Source organism: Tabrizicola sp. TH137 (genome assembly GCF_002855575.1).
In the GTDB taxonomy this organism is placed as follows: Bacteria; Pseudomonadota; Alphaproteobacteria; order Rhodobacterales; family Rhodobacteraceae; genus Paragemmobacter.
In genome coordinates this window covers 629,711-648,222 of record NZ_PKRQ01000002.1, presented here as the reverse complement: position 1 = coordinate 648,222, position 18,512 = coordinate 629,711, and the positions used below count along the sequence as shown (strand labels likewise).

Genomic DNA, 18,512 nt, shown 5'->3' with positions numbered 1-18,512 from the left:
TGCCGACGTCCTTGTGCGGGTCCGGGCAGATATCCAGAGGCACTACCTATTGGGAGGCGCCATCATCTGGATGAAAGACTTCGGGGATTTTGGCTCCGGCGGTAGGGATCGAACCTACGACCAATTGATTAACAGTCAACTGCTCTACCGCTGAGCTACGCCGGAACACGGGGGCCGTATAGCAAGGGTGTTTCGGGGGGACAAGGGGAAATGGTGGAAAAGTTTCGGATCGCCTCAGCGCAGGCGGAACAGGCTGTCCATGCTCGGCTGCGGATCGGTGGTGACGCGGTTTTTCCGTAACAGATCAAGCAGGTGGGCGAAGACGTTGCGACAGGCGGCAGGGTGCAGGGCGGGCGCGAGGTCGGGGTAGAGGCGGGTGGCGAGTCCGTCTGCGCCGGCGGGGCCTGCCTCCAGCGCGCGGCAGATTTCGGCCTCGCGCTGCTGGCGGTGGGCGATCAGGGCCTGCACGCGGTGTTGCGGTTCGGAGATGGGGTCGCCGTGACCGGGCAGGAATTGCCGCCAGTCGGGGCGGTTAAGGGCGGCGAGGCTGTCCATGTATTGCCCCATGTCGCCGTCGGGCGGGGCGATGACCGAACTGCTCCACCCCATCACGTGATCGCCGGAAAAGAGCACCTCTCCGGCAGAAAGGCAGAGATGGCCGCCGAGATGGCCGGGGGTGTGCAGGGCGGTGATCTCCCAATCCGGGCCGGTCAGCCGGTCGCCATCGCCCAGCCGCAGGTCGGGGGCGAAGGCGGTGTCGAGCCCGTCGCCCCCTGCCGAGAGGCCCTGCATGGCGAGGGCCTGCATCTGCGGGCTGCGGCCTTCGGCGGCGCTGCCATGGGCGAGGACGGGCGCAGCCGTCGCGGCGGCGAGGCGTGGGGCGAGTGCGGAATGGTCGCGATGGGCATGGGTGACAAGGATATGGCTGACGGTTTCGCCGGGGTCGAGGGCGGAAAGGATGGCGTCGAGATGGCTGTCATCGGCGGGGCCGGGGTCGATCACCGCCACCCTGCCGGTGCCGAGGAGATAGGTCCGTGTCCCGGTGAAGGTGAGGGGCGACGGGTTGGGGGCGAGCAGGCTGCGCAGGCGCGGGGCGCGGATCGGCTGTGGCGGGGGCGGCAAGGGGGCCTCCTCTTCCCTCGGGGCGGGGGGCAGGCTAGGCTCTGGTCCCATGACCCGCAAGTCCTTCCTGCCCCGCGGTCTTTACGGCCGCGCCGCGTTGATCCTGATCGTGCCGATCGTCACGATCCAGCTTGTCGTGTCCGTGACCTTCATACAGCGGCATTTCGAGCGGGTGACGGAGCAGCTGACCGGCGGCGTGGCCGCGGAGTTGCGGCTGCTTCTGGCCCTGGCCGAGCAGGCGGGATCGCTGCGCGAGGCGCAGGGGCAACTGGCGCGGGCCTCCGGGCCCTTGCAGGTGCAGGTGGCGCTTCCGGCGCGGGATGCCATCCCGGCGGCGGATCGGACCGAACTGCTGGATCTTTCGGGGCGGGTGGTGATCCGCACGCTGCGCGACCTGTTTCCGCGCCTTGCCCCTGTCGATCTGGTGGAGGGGGACGGGATGGTCCGCCTGCATCATCCCACACGCTGGGGCGAGATGGCGGTGACGGTGAACCGGTCGCGCATGTCGGCCACCAATCCGCATCAGCTTCTGGTGCTGATGATCGTCACGTCGATCCTGATGACCGTCATCGCTTATCTGTTCCTTTCCAATCAGTTGCGCCCCATCGCGCGGCTTTCTCTGGCGGCTGAGGCCTTTGGCAAGGGGCAGGTGATCCCCTACAGCCCGAGGGGGGCGACCGAAGTGCGGGCGGCGGGCCATGCCTTTCTGGACATGCGGGCGCGGATCGAGCGGCAGATCGAACAGCGCACCCTGATGCTGTCGGGGGTGAGCCATGACCTGCGCACCCCGCTGACGCGGATGCGGCTGGGCCTGTCGCTGCTGCCCGAAGATGAGGAGACGCGGGCGCTGCTGTCCGATGTGGCCGAGATGGAGCGGCTGGTGGATGAATTCCTGTCCTTTGCCCGCGGCGACGCGACCGAGGCGGTGGAGCCGGTGGACCCAGAGGCGCTTGCCCGGCGGGTGGTGGAGAATGCGGCGCGGATGGGCAAGCGGGTGGAGTTGCGGCTGGACGGACCGCTGGCCAGCGTGCCGCTGCGGCCGCAGGCGATGGCGCGGGCGTTGGAGAATCTGGTGTCAAACGCGCTGCGCTATGGCGGCCGGGCCGAGGTGACGGTGGCGATGGGGGAACGCTGGCTGCGCTTCACGGTGGAGGATGACGGTCCGGGCATCCCCGCGGCGCGGCGGGCCGAGGCCGTGCAACCCTTCAGCCGTCTGGATGCCGCGCGCGACCCGAACCGGGGGGGCGGGGTGGGGTTGGGCCTGTCCATTGCCGCGGATATCGCGCGCAGCCATGGCGGGGAGTTGCGGCTTGGGGAAAGCGCGGCACTTGGCGGGTTGAAGGCGGAGCTGGTGGTGGCGCGCTAGGTTGTCGATCAAGATTGTGAAAATAATACAACAAAAACAATAGTTTATATTGAATTTCCGCTGCTATTCCCGGCCGAGTTTCAGCACCCAGTGCAGATCGCCATTGCTGCCGAGCGCAATGCCCACCCCTGCATCGCTGGCGCGCCGCATCAGGATGTTGCGGCGATGTCCGGGACTGTTCATCCAGCCCTCGGTGACGGCCTGCGGCGAGGGATAGCCCTGCGCGACATTCTCGGCGATCTCGCGATAGGCATAGCCGGCGCGGGCGGCGCGGGTGCCAAGATCGCTGCCATCGCTGCCGTCATGGCCCATCCGGTTGCGGGTGGCGCTGTCGCAGGCATGGGCCTGGGCTGCCTCTTGCAGTCGCGTATCCGGGCTGAGCGGGGCCATGCCCTTGGCCTGCCGTTCGGCATTGATCGCGGCGAGCGTGTCCTCTGCCAGTGCCGCGATCCCTGCCGGGAGGCGGCAGGCGGCAGCGGGCGTGGCGAAGGCGAGGATCAGCGCGAGGGTGGCGAGGGGGCGGATCATGGGGCACCTGTGGGCGGGCGGCTTCGGGCGTGTCGAGGGGCAGGATAGACGAGGCGGAGGCGCCGGGCGAGGGCGCGGGTGTCAGAGGGGCAGGGAGTCGCCGAGCGGCGACAGGACGGGGCCGCCTGCGGCGCGGGCATCTTCGGCATCATGGGTGACGAGCAAGGTGGGAATGCCTGCGGCGCGGGCGCGTTGAAAGGTGAAGGCGCGGATCTGGCTGCGCAGGTCGGCATCCAGCCGCGAGAAGGGTTCATCAAGAAGCAGCGCCTTCGGTTCCGCAAGCAGGGTGCGGAGCAGGGCGACGCGGGCCTTCTGACCACCCGAGAGCGTGGCGGGGTCGCGCTCTGCCAGCCCCTCCAACCCCGCCGAGGCGAGGGCCTGTTCGATCCGGGCGCGGCGGGCGGCGCGGCCGGTGACATGGGCGGGCAGCGCGAAGGCGAGGTTGCCTGCGACGGAGAGATGGGGAAAGAGAACCGGGTCCTGGAACATCAGGCCGACCCCGCGCAGCCGGGTGGGGATGTCCGTTATGTCGTTATCGTTCAACAGGATGCGGCCGGTTCTTTTGAACTCTGGCGGCAGTGTTCCAGTGATTGCGGCAAGAGCGGTGGATTTGCCCGAACCGGAGGCGCCCATGATCGTTGCCACTTCGCCCCCCGGGATGGTGAGGGTCAGGTCCACGAGGCGGCGCGCACCGAGGGTGATGGTCAGCCTGTCGAGGATGAGGGGTGAAGCCGTGGTCATCCCAGCCCCCGCATCAGGCGGCGGTTGCGCCAGAGGATCAGCGGCAGGGCCAGCGCAGCGGTGAAGGCCAGCGCCGGAATGAGCAGTTGCAGTACGGCATAGGCCCCGATCAGGCGGCGGTTGCCGCCCGAGGACAGGGCGACGGCTTCGGTCGTCAGGGTTTCGACCCGTCCGCCGCCGATGAGCAGCGTGGGCAGATACTGGCCGATGGACACGGCGATGCCCACGGCGGCGGCGGTCAGCACCGGCCCGGCCAGCATGGGCAGGCGCAGGCGCCAGAAGATCCGCGCCTGAGAGGCGCCCAGCGTCGCGGCGGCAGTGGCGATGCGGCCATCCCAGGCGCGGAAAGGGCCGGAGAGCGACAGGAAGACATAGGGCAGGACGAAGACCAGATGGATCGCGGCAACGGCGGCGAGGCTGCTGTCGAGACCGAGCGACAGCGCCAATCCCTGCAACCCCGGCAGGAAGGCGATCTGCGGCACCAGAAGCGGCAGGTAGAGCAGCACCATTGCGCGGGATGTCGGCCGCAGATGCAGCCGCGCCTCCGCCTCGAGGCAGGCGAGGGCGAGGGCCAGCGCCGCCAGCGTGGCAAGGGCCGCGATGGCCAGCGTTGTCAGCGCGGTATCGGCAAGCGCGGGCGCGGCAGTGGCCCAGGTCTGCAAGGTGAAGGCGCGCGGCAGGGCATCGGGAAACTGCCACGGCCCTGCCACCGACCAGAGCGCCAGCCCGGCCAGCCCGAAGGTAAGGCTGCCTGCAACGGCAAGGCTGGCGATCCGGGCCATCAGCGCGGCGGGGCGGTCCAGCCGCGTGGCACGGGGCGCGCGGAAGGCGGTTGCAACCAGCGCCCATTTCGCCGCGATCTCCATGATACGCCAGAGGCTTATGGCGAGGATTGCAAGCAAAAGCTGAAGCAGCGCGGCAGCGGCGGCCGTGTCGCGCATGGCGAGGCTGGGGTCGCCCATCCAGAGGGTGATCTGGGTGGAAAGCGTGGGTGGCAGCGTAGGGCCGAGGATCATCGCCATATCCACCGTCGTCATCCCATAGGCGAGCACCGCATAGGTGGGCAGGCGCAACTGGCGATAGAGGTCGGGCAGCAGGGTGAAGGCGAAGGCGGCGATGCGGCCATAGCCCAGCGTGGCAGCGGTGGTCAGGCGGCGGTCGGCATCCACCTGCGGCAGGGCGGCCAGCGCCATGAGCAGAAGGAAGGGCAGTTCCTTGGCGATCAGCCCGAGCGTGAGGGACAGCCCCCAGGGATCGTTCAGGATGAGCAGGTCGGGCGGACGGTCCCATCCCGTGAGTTCGGGCGAGAGTATCCGCGCGATCCAGCCCGAGGGGGCAATCAGGAAGGCAAGCCCCAGCGCCGCGGCGGCATGGGGCACCGAGAGCAGCGGCGCAAGGCTGCGGCGGATGCGGGCGAAGGCCGGGGTGCCCGCGAAGGCCGCAAGGATCAGGACCGTCAGTCCAAGGGCCAGAAGCGTGGAGGTAAGCCCGGTGACCAGCGACAGGGCCGCCGCGCGGGGCAGGCCGGGCCAGGCCAGCACCATGTCAAGGCCGGCGGCGCCGTCGCGCAGGGCGGGCAGCGCCGTCCCGGCAAGGCCTGCCGCGACGGGCAACAGCATCAGGCCGAGCGTGAGCGGCGGCGCCAGCCGGAGAAGACCACCGCGCCGCCTGCCTGCTGTCACTGGGCAACCCCGTAGCGGGCTGTCCAGTCCTGCGCGATGCGGGTCATCCAGCTTGCATGGGGTTCCAGCAGCACCGGGCCGAGATCGGCGGGGGAGAGGGTGGCGATGCCAAGCTCCAGCGCGTCGAACCGGGCGCGGTCTTCGGGAGTGAGGGCCGCGAGATCGAGGACGGTCTGGAAACCGAGGATGGCCGGGTCTTGCGCGCGGGCCTGCACTTCCGGGTCGAGGAGGAGGTTGGCCATGACCATGGCTCCGGCCCTGTGGGCGGCGTTGAAGGGGATTGCGACGAAAGAGGCGTTGCCGATGGTCCCGCCTTGCAGGACGAAGGTCCGCACGCTGTTGGGCAGGGTGCCTGCGGCGATCTCGGCGCTGGCGCGACCGGGGTTGAAGGCGAAGGAAATGTCGATCTCGCCATCGGCAAGCAACTGGCCAAGCGCCGGTTCGTTCTGCGGAAAGGCCTGCGCCTGCCGCCAGAGCGCGGGATGGAGGCGGTCGAGATAGGCCCAGAGGGGGGCGACCTGTGCCTCGTAACCGGCATCATCGACGGGGGATTGCAGGACCGACGGGTCGGCCATCACGCCATAGAGCACCTGTTTCAGGAAGGTGGTGCCCAGATAGTCGGGCGGCTGCGGATAGGTGAAGCGGCCGGGATTTTCAATCGCCCATTCAAGAAGGGAATCAATGGTTTGCGGCGGGTTCTGCACGCGAGCCGTATCGTACTCGAAGACCAGTTGCGCCATGGCCCAGGGGCTTTCGAAACCCTCGGTTGGCAGGGTGAAATCGGTCACGGTGGCGGGTTTGCCGGCCACATCCACCAGGGGCCAGTTCGGCAGGGCTTCGGCAAAGGGTCCGTAAAGCAGGCCCTGCGCCTTCATCGCGGCGAAGTTTTCGCCATTGATCCAGATGAGATCGACAGCGCCGCCTTCCGTCTGTCCGGCCTGCTGTTCGGCCAGAACGCGAGCCACGGCATCGGAAGTGGCGGCGAGTTTGACATGTTCGAGGGAGACTCCGTAACGCTCCTGCGCCTTATCCCCGATCCAGGTTATGAAATCGTTGATCTTGGGATCGCCGCCCCAGGCGTGCCAATAGACGGTCTGGCCCTTGGCTTCGGAAAGGATGCCATCCCATTCTGCGGCAAGGGCTTTTGTCGAAAACCCGGCAAAGGCGGGCAGGGTGGCGAGCAGGCGCAGGGCGGTGCGGCGGTGCATGATCTCTCCCATGGCGGCGCTTGTTTTGCGCCTCTTCACCGGGATAGCTAGGGGCTGGGGCGGCTGGCAACAGTCTTCTGTTCAAGCATACGGAAAGGTGAATGGATGCTGGATGGCTGGATGCGCGGCGTGATTGATCCGGGTCTGAACCGTCTGGGAAAAGGCCTTGCGGATCGCGGGGTTACGGCGGATGCGGTGACGCTGGCGGGGCTTGCGCTGGGGCTACTGGCGGCAGGGGTGCTGGCATCGGGCGGGCCGGGATGGGCGGCGGTGCTGCCCCTGATGGCCAGTCGGGTGGCGGATGGGCTGGACGGGGCGGTGGCGCGGGCGCGGGGGAAGACGGATTTCGGCGGCTATCTGGATATCGTCTGCGATTTCGTCTTTTACGCCGCGATTCCAATGGCTTTCGTGATGCGCGATCCGATGGCGAATGGGGTGGCGGGGGCCTTTCTGCTGGCCAGCTTCTACATCAATGGCAGCACCTTCCTTGGCTATGCCGTGCTGGCCGAAAAGCGCGGGATGGAGACGCGGTCGCGGGGGGAGAAGTCGCTCTACTTCACCGCCGGTCTGCTGGAAGGCACGGAAACCATTGCCTTTTTCCTGATCCTTTGCCTGTTCCCCGCGGCCTTTGCGCCGCTGGCCTGGGGCTTTGCTGCGCTTTGCCTTGTGACCGCGTTAAGCAGGGTGCTGCTGGCCCGGCGGAGCTTTCGCTGACTGTGCCGCATTCTGTGCCGTAAACTGTGCAGCAAATTGTGGCCACGCAGCGGGCGCTGCGGTGAGGGGGCGGTAAGGTTAACGGTGCGCCGAGGGGCGGTCGCTTTTGGCAGGCCTGTCGGTGGCCGGCATCCGGACCCTTGATCCGGGCCCTGTGTCGGTCGGTGCGGGGAGGACCCGGGGCAAGCCCGGGACGGGATTTCCTGTGGGGTCAGCCCATCACCCCTTCGCGGAAGCGGAAGAAGCCATGCGTCGCATGAGGCCATGCCCGCGCATCATGGTCGCGGAGCAGCCGCGCAAGCCGGATGCCCCGGTCATCGAGCAGCGGGGCCAGCCGTTGCAGCGCGGCGGCGGTGGGGCCGATGGGTGCGTAAGGTGTGACAAGCTGCCGGATGCCGGTTGCGGCAAGATGGTCGGCCAGGGGCATCAAGCTTTCGTCGGTGAAGCGGGCGGCCTCGGGCTGGCCATGGCGGCGGGCAGTATCGGCCAGCGCCTCATCCACGAAGTGATGGACCAGCGGATTGACGGCAAGGGTGGAGCGGCGGGCGGTGGTGGTGAGGAAGAGGAGCGGCGTGCCTTCGGGCAGATGGGGGAAGCCGTCTCCCGCCAGATCATCCTCGTGCAAGAGAAGCGCGGTGGGCAGGTCCGGGACGATGGCATCGCCCTCCGGCACCGGGCGCGGCGCGGGGTGCGGGGCCATGCGCAAGGGCGCGCAGTCGCGGGCGAGGCCCGTGGGCCGGAACCGCCCCCCGGTATTCTTGGCTATATTGTCGGCCGTTGCCGCATAGGTCTTGCCCGGCGTGTGCAGCCCCCCGACCCAGCGCCATGACAGGGTGTTGGAGGCGGGATCGCCGTCAATCAGATGGCGCAGGAAGAAATCCGCCCCCAATTCCCAGGGCAGGCGCAGGGTGAAGATCCAGATCGAGGCGAACCACATCCGCGCGTGATTGTGCAGATAGCCGGTGGCGGCCAGGTCCCGCGCCCAATGGTCAAAGCCGTCGATGCCCGTTTCGCCCGTGCAGGCGGATTGCCATTGCTGGCGCAAGCCTGCCTCGGCCTGAAGCCGGTTTGTCGCCTCGGCCAGACCCTGACGATAGGCCGACCAGATGCCGGGGCGGCGTTCCAGCCAGCCCTTCCAATAAGTGCGCCACCAGAGTTCTGCCAGAAACTTGTCGGCCCCCTGCGGATGGGCGCGCAGCGTGGCGTCGATCGCCTCGGCCTCGGTCAGCAGGCGGTGACGGATATAGGGGGCGAGACCCGAGACATGCGGATGGCCCGGAAGATCCTCGTTGCGGCGCGCGGCATAGGCGAGGCCCGCGCGGGGCAGGAAGGCGGCCAGCCGGGCGGTGGCGGCGGCGCGGGTGGCGGGCAAGGGAAGGGAAAGGGCTGTCATGGCGGCCAAGCTAGGGGCCGGCGCGGGCGCAGCAAGGGGCACAGCCTGTCGCAGGGTCCTGTCTCCTTCGCTTCACTTTCTGTCGGAAAATATCCTCGGGGGGGAGGAGCGTCAGCGACGAGGGGGGCAGACGGCCCCCCTGCAACGGTGCGGCCGGGCGGGCCATTCGACCACCTGCCCTTGCAGCCCCCGGCCCGCGGAACTAAGACTCCGGCAAGACACCGTCGTTATGACCCTTGTACGAGAAAGAGGCAGCCCGCCATGCGCGATCCGGTCGAGCACTACATGAACACCCTTGTCCCGATGGTCGTGGAACAGACCAGCCGGGGCGAGCGGGCCTATGACATCTTCTCGCGCATGCTGAAGGAGCGGATCATCTTCCTCTCCGGCCCCGTGCATGACGGGATGTCGTCGCTGATCTGCGCGCAGCTTCTGTTCCTTGAGGCGGAGAATCCGTCGAAGGAAATCAGCATGTATATCAACAGCCCCGGTGGCGTGGTGACATCTGGCCTGTCGATCTATGACACGATGCAATACATCAAGCCAAAGGTTTCCACGCTGGTCATCGGGCAGGCTGCCTCCATGGGGTCGCTGCTCTTGACGGCGGGGGAAAAGGGGATGCGCTTCTCGCTGCCCAACAGCCGCGTGATGGTGCACCAGCCTTCGGGCGGCTATCAGGGGCAGGCCACGGATATCATGATCCATGCCCGCGAGACCGAAAAGCTGAAGCGTCGGCTGAACGAGATCTACGTGAAACATACCGGCAATACCTATGACACGGTTGAGGCGGCGCTGGAGCGGGACAATTTCATGTCCGCCGAGGATGCCAAGGCCTGGGGCCTGATCGACGAGATCGTCGAAAGCCGCGGCAAGGCGGACGACACGGCGAAGTGACGACATGCCTCCGGGCGGCCTGTCCGGCCGGGGGCTTTTTGGCATTGTGGGGGCGCGGGCCTTGGCCTAGACTTTCACGCAAGTCCGGCCGCAGGGCCGGGACCTGGCAGAGGACGACCTGATGGCGAACAACTCCGGCAGCGACAGCAAGAACACGCTCTATTGTTCTTTCTGCGGCAAGAGCCAGCACGAGGTGCGCAAGCTGATTGCAGGGCCGACGGTGTTCATCTGCGACGAATGCGTCGAACTGTGCATGGACATCATCCGCGAAGAGACGAAGACCTCGGGTCTGAAGTCTTCGGAAGGGGTGCCGACGCCGCGCGAGATCTGCAAGGTGCTGGACGATTACGTGATCGGCCAGATCCATGCCAAGCGCGTGCTGTCTGTCGCGGTGCACAACCATTACAAGCGGCTGAACAATTCGTCGAAGACGGATATCGAACTGTCGAAGTCGAACATCCTGCTGATCGGCCCCACCGGCTGTGGCAAGACGCTGCTGGCGCAGACGCTGGCGCGCATCCTTGACGTGCCCTTCACCATGGCCGATGCGACGACGCTGACGGAAGCCGGCTATGTCGGCGAGGATGTGGAGAACATAATCCTGAAGCTGTTGCAGGCCAGCGAGTATAACGTGGAGCGGGCGCAGCGCGGCATCGTCTATATCGACGAGGTGGACAAGATCACCCGCAAGTCGGACAACCCGTCGATCACCCGCGATGTGTCGGGCGAAGGGGTGCAGCAGGCGCTGCTGAAGATCATGGAAGGCACCGTGGCATCTGTGCCGCCGCAGGGCGGGCGCAAGCATCCGCAGCAGGAATTCCTGCAAGTGGACACGACGAATATCCTCTTCATCTGCGGCGGGGCCTTTGCCGGGCTGGAAAAGATCATCGCGCAGCGCAACAAAGGCAGCGCGATCGGCTTTGGCGCGGATGTGAAGGACCCGGATGCGCGCGGGGCCGGGGAGCTGTTCAAGGAGTTGGAGCCGGAGGACCTGCTGAAATTCGGGCTGATCCCTGAATTCGTCGGCCGTCTGCCGGTGATCGCCACGCTGAACGATCTGGACGAGGCGGCGCTGGTCACCATTCTGACCGAGCCGAAGAATGCGCTGGTCAAGCAGTATCAGCGCCTGTTCGAGATCGAGGGCGTGAAGCTGACCTTCACGCCGGATGCCCTGTCGGCCATCGCCAAGCGCGCGATCAAGCGCAAGACGGGCGCGCGGGGGCTGCGGTCGATCATGGAGGATATCCTGCTGGATACCATGTTCGAACTGCCGGGCATGGAGAGCGTGGCCGAGGTCGTGGTGAACGAAGAGGCGGTGAACGCCGCCGAGGCGAAGCCGATGCTCGTCTATACGGATGCGAAGAAGAAGGAGCCTGCGACGGCGGGGTGATCCGGGGCGTCCCCCAAAGGGGAGCAGAGCGATTTCGGGCAAGCGCCCGCCGACCGAAGGGTTGGCGGGCGCTTCCCTTTCCTGCGGGCCGGGAGGGGCGCTTTCAGCGCCTGAGATCGGAGAAGGGGCAGACGTCCGCCTCAAACGGGACATGGCGGCGGCGGAAGGTCGTTCCCTCCACCGCTTCGGGGGTGCGGATGCGGTCCATACGGAACTGGCGGAAATCGTCCCGCGCGGGGTCCCAGGCCACCAGATACCAGAGCGGCGGCAGGATCAGCATGGCCTGCGGTTCCACCTCGCGCTGAGAGGGGCGCCCCTTGGCATCGCGATAGGCAAAGCGCAGAAGCTGGCGGCGGAGGAAGGCTGTCTCGAAGGCCGACAGCAACGCCGGGTCCATCCTTCCCATGTCCGACAGGTCCTGCTCGGGTGACAGGCGGCCGACATGCAGGCAGTCCAGAAAGGCGCGCAGATCCTTGACCTTGTCGGGGGGCAGGGCTTTCTCGATCCGGGCAAGCCCGGCATCGGCGAGGTCGGAGAAGGGCAGGTTGCCCGCCGCGCGCATCGCGGCCACGCTGAGGAGAAGGGCAAAGACCTCGGGCACCGAAAGCCGCGCCGTGGTCTGGACAGAGCGCGGGTCAAGCTGCAACCCGCCGCCGCGCCCGACATCGGCATGGATCACATAGCCCTGATCGCGCAGGGCCGAGAGGTCGCGCAGCACCGTGCGGCGCGAGGCGCCCACTTCGCGCGCCAGGGCGGCGACGGTGGTGCTGCCGGTGCGGCGCAGGCTTCGGACAAGGGCGTCATGGCGAAGGCGGATATCCATGCGGACAGTCTAGCAGGAATGGTGACAGGTTGTGGCACCAATTTCCGCTAGCCCTGTGTCACCACGCAGAAAAAGGAGAAGTGGATCATGGAACGTGTCGCGGTGAATCCCTGGGACTGGTCGCTACCCCTCGGCTATCATCAGGCGGAGGTGATCACGGGCGCGACCCGGCAGGTCATCTGTGCGGGACAGACGGCGGTGGATGGCGCAGGCCGTCCGCAGCATCCGGGCGACATGCGCGCCCAGATCGGGCTTGCGCTGGACAATCTGGAGGCGGTGCTGGCGGGGGCGGGGATGACGCTTGGAAATGTGATCCGGCTTGGCGTCTATGCCACGGATGTGGACGCGGCGCTGCAGAACTTCGACCTGATGGGCAAGCGTTTCGGGCCGCATCGCGTGGCCCCGCCGATGACGCTTGTCGGTGTCACGCGGCTGGCCGTACCGGGGCTTCTGTTCGAGATCGAGGCGATGGCAGCGGCCTGAGCGGAGGGCGGGGCAGGGCCGGATCGGGCCTTGCCCCGGCTTCACGCGCCCTCTCCGGACGGTCACTTTCCGCCGGGCGCGGCGGCTTGGCGCTGGACCTTTGCGGTGGCTTCGGCCATATGGGACGCAAAGGGTTCCCGGAGGGTTACGATGGATTTCCTCAAGCGGCTTGTCACATGGTGGAACGGCCAGACGCTGGGCACGCAGCTTTACACCTCGCGCAAGGGCGTGAAGGTGGGCGAGGATGACCAGGGGAACGTCTATTACGAAACGCGCGACGGCAAGCGGCGCTGGGTGATCTACAACGGTGAGGCGGAGGCGAGCCGGGTTTCGCCCGACTGGCATGGCTGGCTGCACCACACCTGGGACGAGCCGCCGACCAAGGCGCCCTTGAAGCACAAGGCCTGGGAAAAGCCGCATCAGGAGAACCTGACCGGCACCTCTGCCGCCTATGCGCCGCCCGGTTCCATTCGCCGTCCCGATCCGGTGGCGCGGCGCGATTACGAGGCATGGCAGCCCGAGTGACGGGTCTTTCTGGAACGGGGCGGGGCGATGGCTGAGAATCGGGCCGAGGTTCTGGCCGGGGCGGCGGTGTTGGCCGCGGCGATCGGCTTTCTGATCTATGCGGGGCGTGAGACGGGTGTTTCAGGGCCTGCGGGCAGCTATGAGCTGACAGCCTCCTTCCGGTCGGTGGAAGGGGTGCGGGTGGGCACGGATGTGCGGCTGGCGGGCGTGAAGGTCGGCACGGTGACGGCGCTGGACTTGAACCCGCAGACTTTTTTCGCCGATGCGGTGCTGAGCGTGCAGGAAAATGTGGTCCTGCCCGATGACTCGGCGGCGCTGATCTCGTCGGAAGGGTTGCTGGGCGGGAATTTTGTGGAACTGGTGCCGGGCGGATCGCTGGACAATCTGAGCCCGGGGGCCGAGATCGAGGATACGCAGGGGGCCGTTTCCGTCATCTCGCTGATGATGAAATTCGCGGGCGGCGGGTCGGATGAGGGCGACGCCGCGGGGGATGGGGCGGTCGAATGATCCGGCCCGCCCTGACCGCGCTTGCGCTGATGGCGGCGCTGCCTGCCATGGCGCAGGACTTTGCCGATAGCGAGGCGGGCATCCTGCGCTGGCTGGACAAGCTGACGGGCGAGGTTGCGGATATCGAGCTGATGCGCGGGCAGGAGGCGGTGTCGGGGCGGCTGACGATCCGGCTGGATGCCTGCCGCTATCCGGCGGACAACCCCACCTCGGACGCGCAGGCGCATCTGACGATCCTTGATGCGGGCGTGGCGGAGCCGGTGTTCGAGGGCTGGATGGTGGCCTCTTCGCCCGCGCTATCGGCGCTGGACCATCCGCGCTATGACGTCTGGGTGCTGCGCTGCGTGACGCCGGAACCCGCGCCTCAGGCCGAAGAGACGACGTCGGAGGGCGAGGGCGAATAGCCCGGCGGGTGGAATTGCGCCGTGGTCTGAAGGGCGGCGGCGAGGCGGCGGTGATAGTCGGCGCGCGGGATTTCGATGCCGCCGAGGCTGCGCAGATGCGGCGTCAGGAATTGCGTGTCAAACAGGGTGAAGCCGCCTGCGCGCAGGCGGTGTACGGCGTAGGCCAGCGCGGCCTTTGATGCATCCGTGCGGCGCGAGAACATGCTTTCCCCGAAGAAGGCGCTGCCCAGCGTCACGCCATAGACGCCACCGATGAGGGTTTCGTCCTCCCATAGCTCGATCGAATGGGCATGGCCCTTGCGGTGCAGGGCGACATAGAGGGCGAAGATCGTGTCGTTGATCCAGGTTTCGTCCCGGTCGGCGCAGGATTCGACCGTGGCGGCGAAGGCGGTGTCGGCGGTGACGCGCCAGGGCGCGGTCAGGATGCGGCGACGGAGCGAGCGCGAGATGTGGAAGCCGTCCAGCGGCAGGATGCCCCGGCGGCGCGGATCGACCCAGTGAATCTCGGGGTCGTCGCGGCCTTCGGCCATGGGAAAGATGCCCGCCGCATAGGCGCGCAGCAGGATTTCCGGGGTGATGGCGTTCGTGGTCATGGCCGGGGCGTAGGATGGGCAATGCTGCCCATCCTACATGTCATTCCGCGAATTGCGCGGCCAACCATTTTTCCAGCCAGTGGATGTTGTATTCCCCGTTCTGGATATCGGGTTCCGCCAGCAGCATGTGGAAGAGCGGGACCGAGGTGTCGATGCCGTCGATGATGAGTTCCCCCAGCGCGCGCTTCAGCCGGGCGAGCGCCTCGGGCCGGTCGCGGCCATGCACGATCAGCTTGCCGATCAGGCTGTCGTAATAGGGCGGGATGGAATAGCCGCCATAGAGCGCCGAATCCATCCGCACGCCAAGGCCGCCCGGCGCGTGGAAGACGCGGACCTTGCCGGGGCAGGGGGCGAAGTTCGGCAGTTTCTCGGCATTGATGCGCACTTCGATGGCATGGCCATTGATCTCCAGATCGCCCTGCGAAAAGGACATCGGCAGGCCGGCCGCGACGCGGATCTGTTCGCGCACCAGATCGACGCCGAAAATCGCCTCGGTCACCGGGTGTTCGACCTGAAGCCGGGTGTTCATTTCGATGAAATAGAACTTCCCGTCCTCGTAGAGGAATTCGATGGTGCCCGCGCCGATATAGTTGATCTTGGCCACGGCATTGGCGCAGATCGCGCCGATTTCGGCGCGCATCTTGGGGGTGATGGCGGGACCCGGGGCCTCTTCGAACACCTTCTGGTGGCGGCGCTGGAGCGAGCAGTCGCGTTCGCCCAGATGCACCGCCTTGCCCTTGCCATCGCCGAAGACCTGAATCTCGATATGGCGGGGCTTCTGGAGGTATTTCTCGATATAGACCTCGTCATTGCCGAAGGCGGCCTTCGCCTCGGACCGCGCGGTGCGGAAGGAGACTTCCAGTTCCTCGGCGTTCCGCGCGACCTTCATGCCCCGGCCGCCGCCGCCGGCGGTGGCCTTGATGATGACGGGATAACCGATCTGTTCGGCCACGGTCTGGGCGGTTTCATAATCCGGCACGCCGCCATCGGAGCCGGGGACGACCGGGATGCCCAGTTCCTTGGCGGTTTCCTTGGCGGTGATCTTGTCGCCCATGATGCGGATATGTTCCGCCGAGGGGCCGATGAAGGTGATGCCGTGATCTTCCAGCGCCTGCGCGAAGGCGGCGTTTTCGGACAGGAAGCCGTAACCCGGATGCACGGCCTGCGCCCCCGTGATCTCGCAGGCCGAGATGATGGCGGCCTTGTTGAGATAGGATTGGGTGGAGGAGGCGGGGCCGATGCAGACGCTTTCATCGGCCATGCGGACATGCATCGCATCGGCATCGGCAGTGGAATGCACCGCCACCGACTTGATCCCCATTTCGCGGGCAGCCCGGATCACGCGCAGCGCGATCTCGCCCCGGTTGGCGATCAGGATCTTTTCGAACATCGGGTTTCCCTTATTCGATGATCATCAGGGGCGCGCCATATTCGACCGGCGTGCCGTCTTCGACGAGGATGCGCTTCACCACCCCGGCCTTGGGCGCGGGGATGTGGTTCATGGTCTTCATCGCCTCGATGATGAGGACGGTCTGGCCTTCGGCCACGGTCGCGCCCAGGGTGACGAAGGGCGTGGCGCCGGGTTCGGCGGCCAGGTAGCAGGTGCCGACCATGGGCGAGGTGACCGCGCCCGGATGCTGGGCCGGGTCTTCGGGGGCGGCGGCAGGGGCGGCCGCGGCAGGCGCGGCTGCGGCAGGGGCAGCGGCATAGGCGACCGGAGCAGGGGCAGCGGCGGCGACGGTCACCACATTGGACTGCTTGACCACGCGCACCTCGAGGCTGTCATCCTCGCCATATTCGCGCTTCACCGAAAGCTCGGTAAGTTCGTTCTTGTTCAGAAGTTCCGCGAGCGCCTGGATGAAGGCGACATCGGCTTCGGAAGTGTGCTTGCTCATGCCGGTCCTCTGCTGGCGACGTTGCGCCGGGGGTCATTCGTTGCTGCCGGTCCGGGCGCGCCAGAGGGGCGGCCCGGCTGGGTTCGGTGCTTATACGCCAGCGCGCCGGGGGTGAAAAGCGGCGATCTTCGGCAGCGGAGCGACGGGCGGATGCCTGCTTTTTCAGCATCCAAAGCGGATTGGAGTGCTGTGGGCGGGAAAATCGCGGTCGGGGCGTATTTTACCGTTTGATAAAAATATGGGCCTGTGGCAGCCTTTCCTTTAACGAGAAAAGCCAGCAGGGAGAAGGTGCCTTGTCCAACAGCCAGCTTACGCCCGGGGTCGTGCCGGGTCGTCTGCCCGCCGATGCCTATGCGAAGAATTTCGGCGACCATGAGCCGCCGCTTGACATGCACGAGGCGCGGGTCGCGGCGGATCGCTGCTATTTCTGCCATGACGCCCCCTGCATCACGGCCTGCCCGACCTCGATCGACATCCCGCTTTTCATCCGCCAGATCGCGACCGGCACGCCCGAGGCGGCGGCGAAGACGATCCTGAGCCAGAACATCCTGGGCGGCATGTGCGCCCGTGTCTGCCCGACGGAAACGCTCTGTGAAGAGGCCTGCGTGCGCGAGGCGGCGGAAGGCAAGCCGGTGGAGATCGGGCGGTTGCAGCGCTATGCGACCGATACGGTGATGGCGGCGGGGGTGCATCCCTTCACCCGTGCCGCGCCCACGGGGCGCAGCGTGGCAGTGGTGGGGGCCGGGCCTGCGGGCCTTGCTGCGGCGCATCGTCTGGCGATGCTCGGCCATGACGTGGTGATCTATGACGCGCGGCCCAAGGCCGGGGGTCTGAACGAATACGGGATCGCGCAATACAAGGCCGTGGGCGATTTCGCGCAGGCCGAGGTGGAGTGGCTGCTCAAGATCGGCGGGATCACGGTGAAGACCGGGATGGCGCTGGGGCAGGGGATCACGCTGGCCGAATTGCAGAAGGCGCATGATGCGGTGTTCCTTGGCATGGGTCTGGCGGGGGTGAACGCCCTGCGCGCGGCGGGCGAGGACCTGCCGGGCGTGCGGCCCGCGGTGGATTTCATCGCGGAACTGCGGCAGGCGAAGGACAAGTCGGCCCTGCCCATCGGCCGCGATGTGGTGGTGATCGGCGGTGGCATGACGGCCGTGGATGCGGCGGTGCAGTCGCGGCTTCTGGGTGCCCTCAACGTCACCATCGTCTATCGGCGCGGGCAGGAAAAGATGAGCGCCTCGGGCTATGAGCAGGACCATGCGACGAGCGCGGGCGTGCGGATCATCTGCAATGCCTCGCCCGTTGCGGTGCATCCGGCGGGTGGCGCGCTGGAGGTGGAATTTGCCTACACGGTCGATGGGCCGGACGGGTTGAAACCCACGGGCGAGACCTTCCGTCTGCGCGCCGATCAGGTGTTCAAGGCGATCGGGCAGACGCTTTCGGGCGCGCCCGAGGGGCTGGAGCTTGCGGGCGGCAAGATCGCGGTGACGGGTGCGGGGCGGACCTCGGTTCCCGGCATCTGGGCGGGCGGCGATTGCGCGGCGGGGGGCGAGGACCTGACAGTGACGGCCGTGGCCGAGGGCCGCGATGCCGCGCTGGACATTCATGCCACGCTGATGGCGGCGCGGTCATGAATTTCGCCCGCCCCCCTTTACCGGGGCGCGGAAATGCCCCATCTGCCCCACCGGAAACGGTGAGGCAGAATGGACAGCTGGACGCAGGCGGCGATCGCCTTCATGGAGCGGCATCAGGAGTGGTCCTTCTGGCTGGCCCTGGTCTTTGCAGCAGCCGAGACGACGGCCTTCCTGTCGCTCGCCGTGCCATCGACTGCGATCCTTGTGGGCGTCGGCGCGACCGTGGCCACGGGGGCGATCCCCTTCTTTCCGATCTGGGCCGGGGCGGCGTTGGGGGCAATCCTGGGATCGACCTTCAGCTATTGGCTGGGCCTGCGCTTCGGCGCGCGGATCCTGACCATGTGGCCGCTGCGCGATCAGCCCGAACTGGTGGAAAAGGGCGCCGAGTATTTCCGCAAATGGGGCGCGGGCGCGGTCTTCCTTGGCCATTTCATCGGGCCGCTGCGCCCGGTGATCTTTCTCTTTGCCGGGATGATGCGGATGGGATTCCCTGTCTTTCTGGCCGTGAACGTCGTGGGGGCACTGGCCTGGGCCTATGTCATCCCGAAATTCGGCGAGATCGGCGGCCTCATCATCGGCTGGTTCTGGAACCTGCTGGGCTTCTGAC

General features: G+C 67.0%; 20 protein-coding genes and 1 tRNA gene. 10 read left to right on the top strand and 11 right to left on the bottom strand.

Features of this window, described 5'->3' with window-relative positions; all coding sequences use genetic code 11:
- Positions 1 to 90: 90 nt before the first annotated feature.
- Together C0V75_RS08575 and C0V75_RS08570 are read right to left on the bottom strand one after the other, a co-directional pair.
- Positions 91 to 165: transfer RNA gene (locus C0V75_RS08575), tRNA-Asn, on the bottom strand.
- A 69-nt stretch (positions 166 to 234) separates the two neighbouring features.
- Positions 235 to 1,122, bottom strand: coding sequence for an MBL fold metallo-hydrolase (locus tag C0V75_RS08570; protein WP_254216409.1), 888 nt, complete (start codon positions 1,120 to 1,122; stop codon positions 235 to 237).
- A 49-nt stretch (positions 1,123 to 1,171) separates the two neighbouring features.
- Here C0V75_RS08570 and C0V75_RS08565 point away from each other — a divergent pair, with 49 nt between their 5' ends.
- Positions 1,172 to 2,488 (top strand): ATP-binding protein, encoded by a 1,317-nt coding sequence (locus C0V75_RS08565; protein ID WP_101920456.1) that lies wholly within the window; start codon positions 1,172 to 1,174, stop codon positions 2,486 to 2,488.
- A 63-nt stretch (positions 2,489 to 2,551) separates the two neighbouring features.
- Here the strand turns inward: C0V75_RS08565 and C0V75_RS08560 are convergent, their stop codons facing one another.
- The 4 genes from C0V75_RS08560 to C0V75_RS08545 all read right to left on the bottom strand — a co-directional run bounded on the left by C0V75_RS08560 (position 2,552) and on the right by C0V75_RS08545 (position 6,647).
- Positions 2,552 to 3,016 carry a CAP domain-containing protein gene (locus tag C0V75_RS08560; protein ID WP_216821428.1) on the bottom strand — a complete coding sequence of 155 codons (465 nt, stop codon included), beginning with the start codon at positions 3,014 to 3,016 and terminating at the stop codon, positions 2,552 to 2,554.
- 81 nt (positions 3,017 to 3,097) lie between these two features.
- The gene (locus tag C0V75_RS08555) at positions 3,098 to 3,757 is read right to left on the bottom strand and encodes an ATP-binding cassette domain-containing protein (RefSeq protein ID WP_101920455.1); all 660 of its coding nucleotides are present in this window, start codon (positions 3,755 to 3,757) and stop codon (positions 3,098 to 3,100) included.
- Positions 3,754 to 5,376 (bottom strand): ABC transporter permease, encoded by a 1,623-nt coding sequence (locus C0V75_RS08550; RefSeq protein WP_101920779.1) that lies wholly within the window; start codon positions 5,374 to 5,376, stop codon positions 3,754 to 3,756. Before C0V75_RS08550 ends, C0V75_RS08555 begins: the two co-directional genes overlap by 4 nt.
- A gap of 59 nt (positions 5,377 to 5,435) precedes the next feature.
- On the bottom strand, positions 5,436 to 6,647 hold the full coding sequence (locus C0V75_RS08545) for an ABC transporter substrate-binding protein (protein WP_101920778.1): 1,212 nt from the start codon (positions 6,645 to 6,647) through the stop codon (positions 5,436 to 5,438).
- Between the two features lie 105 nt (positions 6,648 to 6,752).
- On the opposite strand from C0V75_RS08545, the gene C0V75_RS08540 reads away from it, so the two are divergent.
- Entirely contained in the window at positions 6,753 to 7,361 is a 609-nt protein-coding gene (locus C0V75_RS08540; RefSeq protein WP_101920454.1) for a CDP-alcohol phosphatidyltransferase family protein, read from the top strand.
- 211 nt (positions 7,362 to 7,572) lie between these two features.
- On the opposite strand, the gene C0V75_RS08535 is transcribed toward C0V75_RS08540, so the two are convergent.
- Complete coding sequence (locus C0V75_RS08535) at positions 7,573 to 8,754, bottom strand: FAD-binding domain-containing protein (protein ID WP_101920453.1); 1,182 nt, start codon at positions 8,752 to 8,754, stop codon at positions 7,573 to 7,575.
- Between the two features lie 261 nt (positions 8,755 to 9,015).
- On the opposite strand from C0V75_RS08535, the gene C0V75_RS08530 reads away from it, so the two are divergent.
- Positions 9,016 to 9,648, top strand: coding sequence for an ATP-dependent Clp protease proteolytic subunit (locus tag C0V75_RS08530; RefSeq protein WP_101920452.1), 633 nt, complete (start codon positions 9,016 to 9,018; stop codon positions 9,646 to 9,648).
- Between the two features lie 121 nt (positions 9,649 to 9,769).
- A complete protein-coding gene (gene clpX / locus C0V75_RS08525) occupies positions 9,770 to 11,038 on the top strand; it encodes an ATP-dependent Clp protease ATP-binding subunit ClpX (RefSeq protein ID WP_101920451.1) in 1,269 nt (422 codons plus the stop codon).
- Positions 11,039 to 11,141: 103 nt separating this feature from the next.
- Here the strand turns inward: clpX and C0V75_RS08520 are convergent, their stop codons facing one another.
- Positions 11,142 to 11,861: a YafY family protein gene (locus tag C0V75_RS08520; protein ID WP_101920450.1), complete on the bottom strand. Its 720-nt coding sequence runs from the start codon at positions 11,859 to 11,861 to the stop codon at positions 11,142 to 11,144.
- 87 nt (positions 11,862 to 11,948) lie between these two features.
- On the opposite strand from C0V75_RS08520, the gene C0V75_RS08515 reads away from it, so the two are divergent.
- The 4 genes from C0V75_RS08515 to C0V75_RS08500 all read left to right on the top strand — a co-directional run bounded on the left by C0V75_RS08515 (position 11,949) and on the right by C0V75_RS08500 (position 13,780).
- Positions 11,949 to 12,344, top strand: coding sequence for a RidA family protein (locus C0V75_RS08515; protein WP_101920449.1), 396 nt, complete (start codon positions 11,949 to 11,951; stop codon positions 12,342 to 12,344).
- A gap of 150 nt (positions 12,345 to 12,494) precedes the next feature.
- A complete protein-coding gene (locus C0V75_RS08510; protein WP_101920448.1) occupies positions 12,495 to 12,869 on the top strand; it encodes an NADH:ubiquinone oxidoreductase subunit NDUFA12 in 375 nt (124 codons plus the stop codon).
- A gap of 27 nt (positions 12,870 to 12,896) precedes the next feature.
- Positions 12,897 to 13,376 carry an outer membrane lipid asymmetry maintenance protein MlaD gene (mlaD, locus tag C0V75_RS08505; protein WP_101920447.1) on the top strand — a complete coding sequence of 160 codons (480 nt, stop codon included), beginning with the start codon at positions 12,897 to 12,899 and terminating at the stop codon, positions 13,374 to 13,376.
- Positions 13,373 to 13,780: a DUF2155 domain-containing protein gene (locus C0V75_RS08500; RefSeq protein ID WP_101920446.1), complete on the top strand. Its 408-nt coding sequence runs from the start codon at positions 13,373 to 13,375 to the stop codon at positions 13,778 to 13,780. The genes mlaD and C0V75_RS08500 overlap by 4 nt, the downstream gene beginning before the upstream one ends.
- On the opposite strand, the gene aat is transcribed toward C0V75_RS08500, so the two are convergent.
- Genes aat through accB form a run of 3 tightly spaced genes read right to left on the bottom strand, consistent with a single transcriptional unit; the run spans position 13,741 to position 16,268 of the window.
- A complete protein-coding gene (gene aat / locus C0V75_RS08495) occupies positions 13,741 to 14,373 on the bottom strand; it encodes a leucyl/phenylalanyl-tRNA--protein transferase (RefSeq protein WP_101920445.1) in 633 nt (210 codons plus the stop codon). The genes C0V75_RS08500 and aat overlap by 40 nt on opposite strands.
- A 40-nt stretch (positions 14,374 to 14,413) precedes the next feature.
- Entirely contained in the window at positions 14,414 to 15,763 is a 1,350-nt protein-coding gene (accC, locus tag C0V75_RS08490) for an acetyl-CoA carboxylase biotin carboxylase subunit (protein ID WP_101920444.1), read from the bottom strand.
- A gap of 10 nt (positions 15,764 to 15,773) precedes the next feature.
- A complete protein-coding gene (accB, locus tag C0V75_RS08485; protein WP_101920443.1) occupies positions 15,774 to 16,268 on the bottom strand; it encodes an acetyl-CoA carboxylase biotin carboxyl carrier protein in 495 nt (164 codons plus the stop codon).
- A 293-nt stretch (positions 16,269 to 16,561) separates the two neighbouring features.
- Here accB and C0V75_RS08480 point away from each other — a divergent pair, with 293 nt between their 5' ends.
- On the top strand, positions 16,562 to 17,905 hold the full coding sequence (locus C0V75_RS08480; protein ID WP_101920442.1) for an NAD(P)-dependent oxidoreductase: 1,344 nt from the start codon (positions 16,562 to 16,564) through the stop codon (positions 17,903 to 17,905).
- 69 nt (positions 17,906 to 17,974) lie between these two features.
- Positions 17,975 to 18,511 (top strand): DedA family protein, encoded by a 537-nt coding sequence (locus tag C0V75_RS08475; protein WP_101920441.1) that lies wholly within the window; start codon positions 17,975 to 17,977, stop codon positions 18,509 to 18,511.
- The last annotated feature ends 1 nt before the right edge of the window (position 18,512 follow it).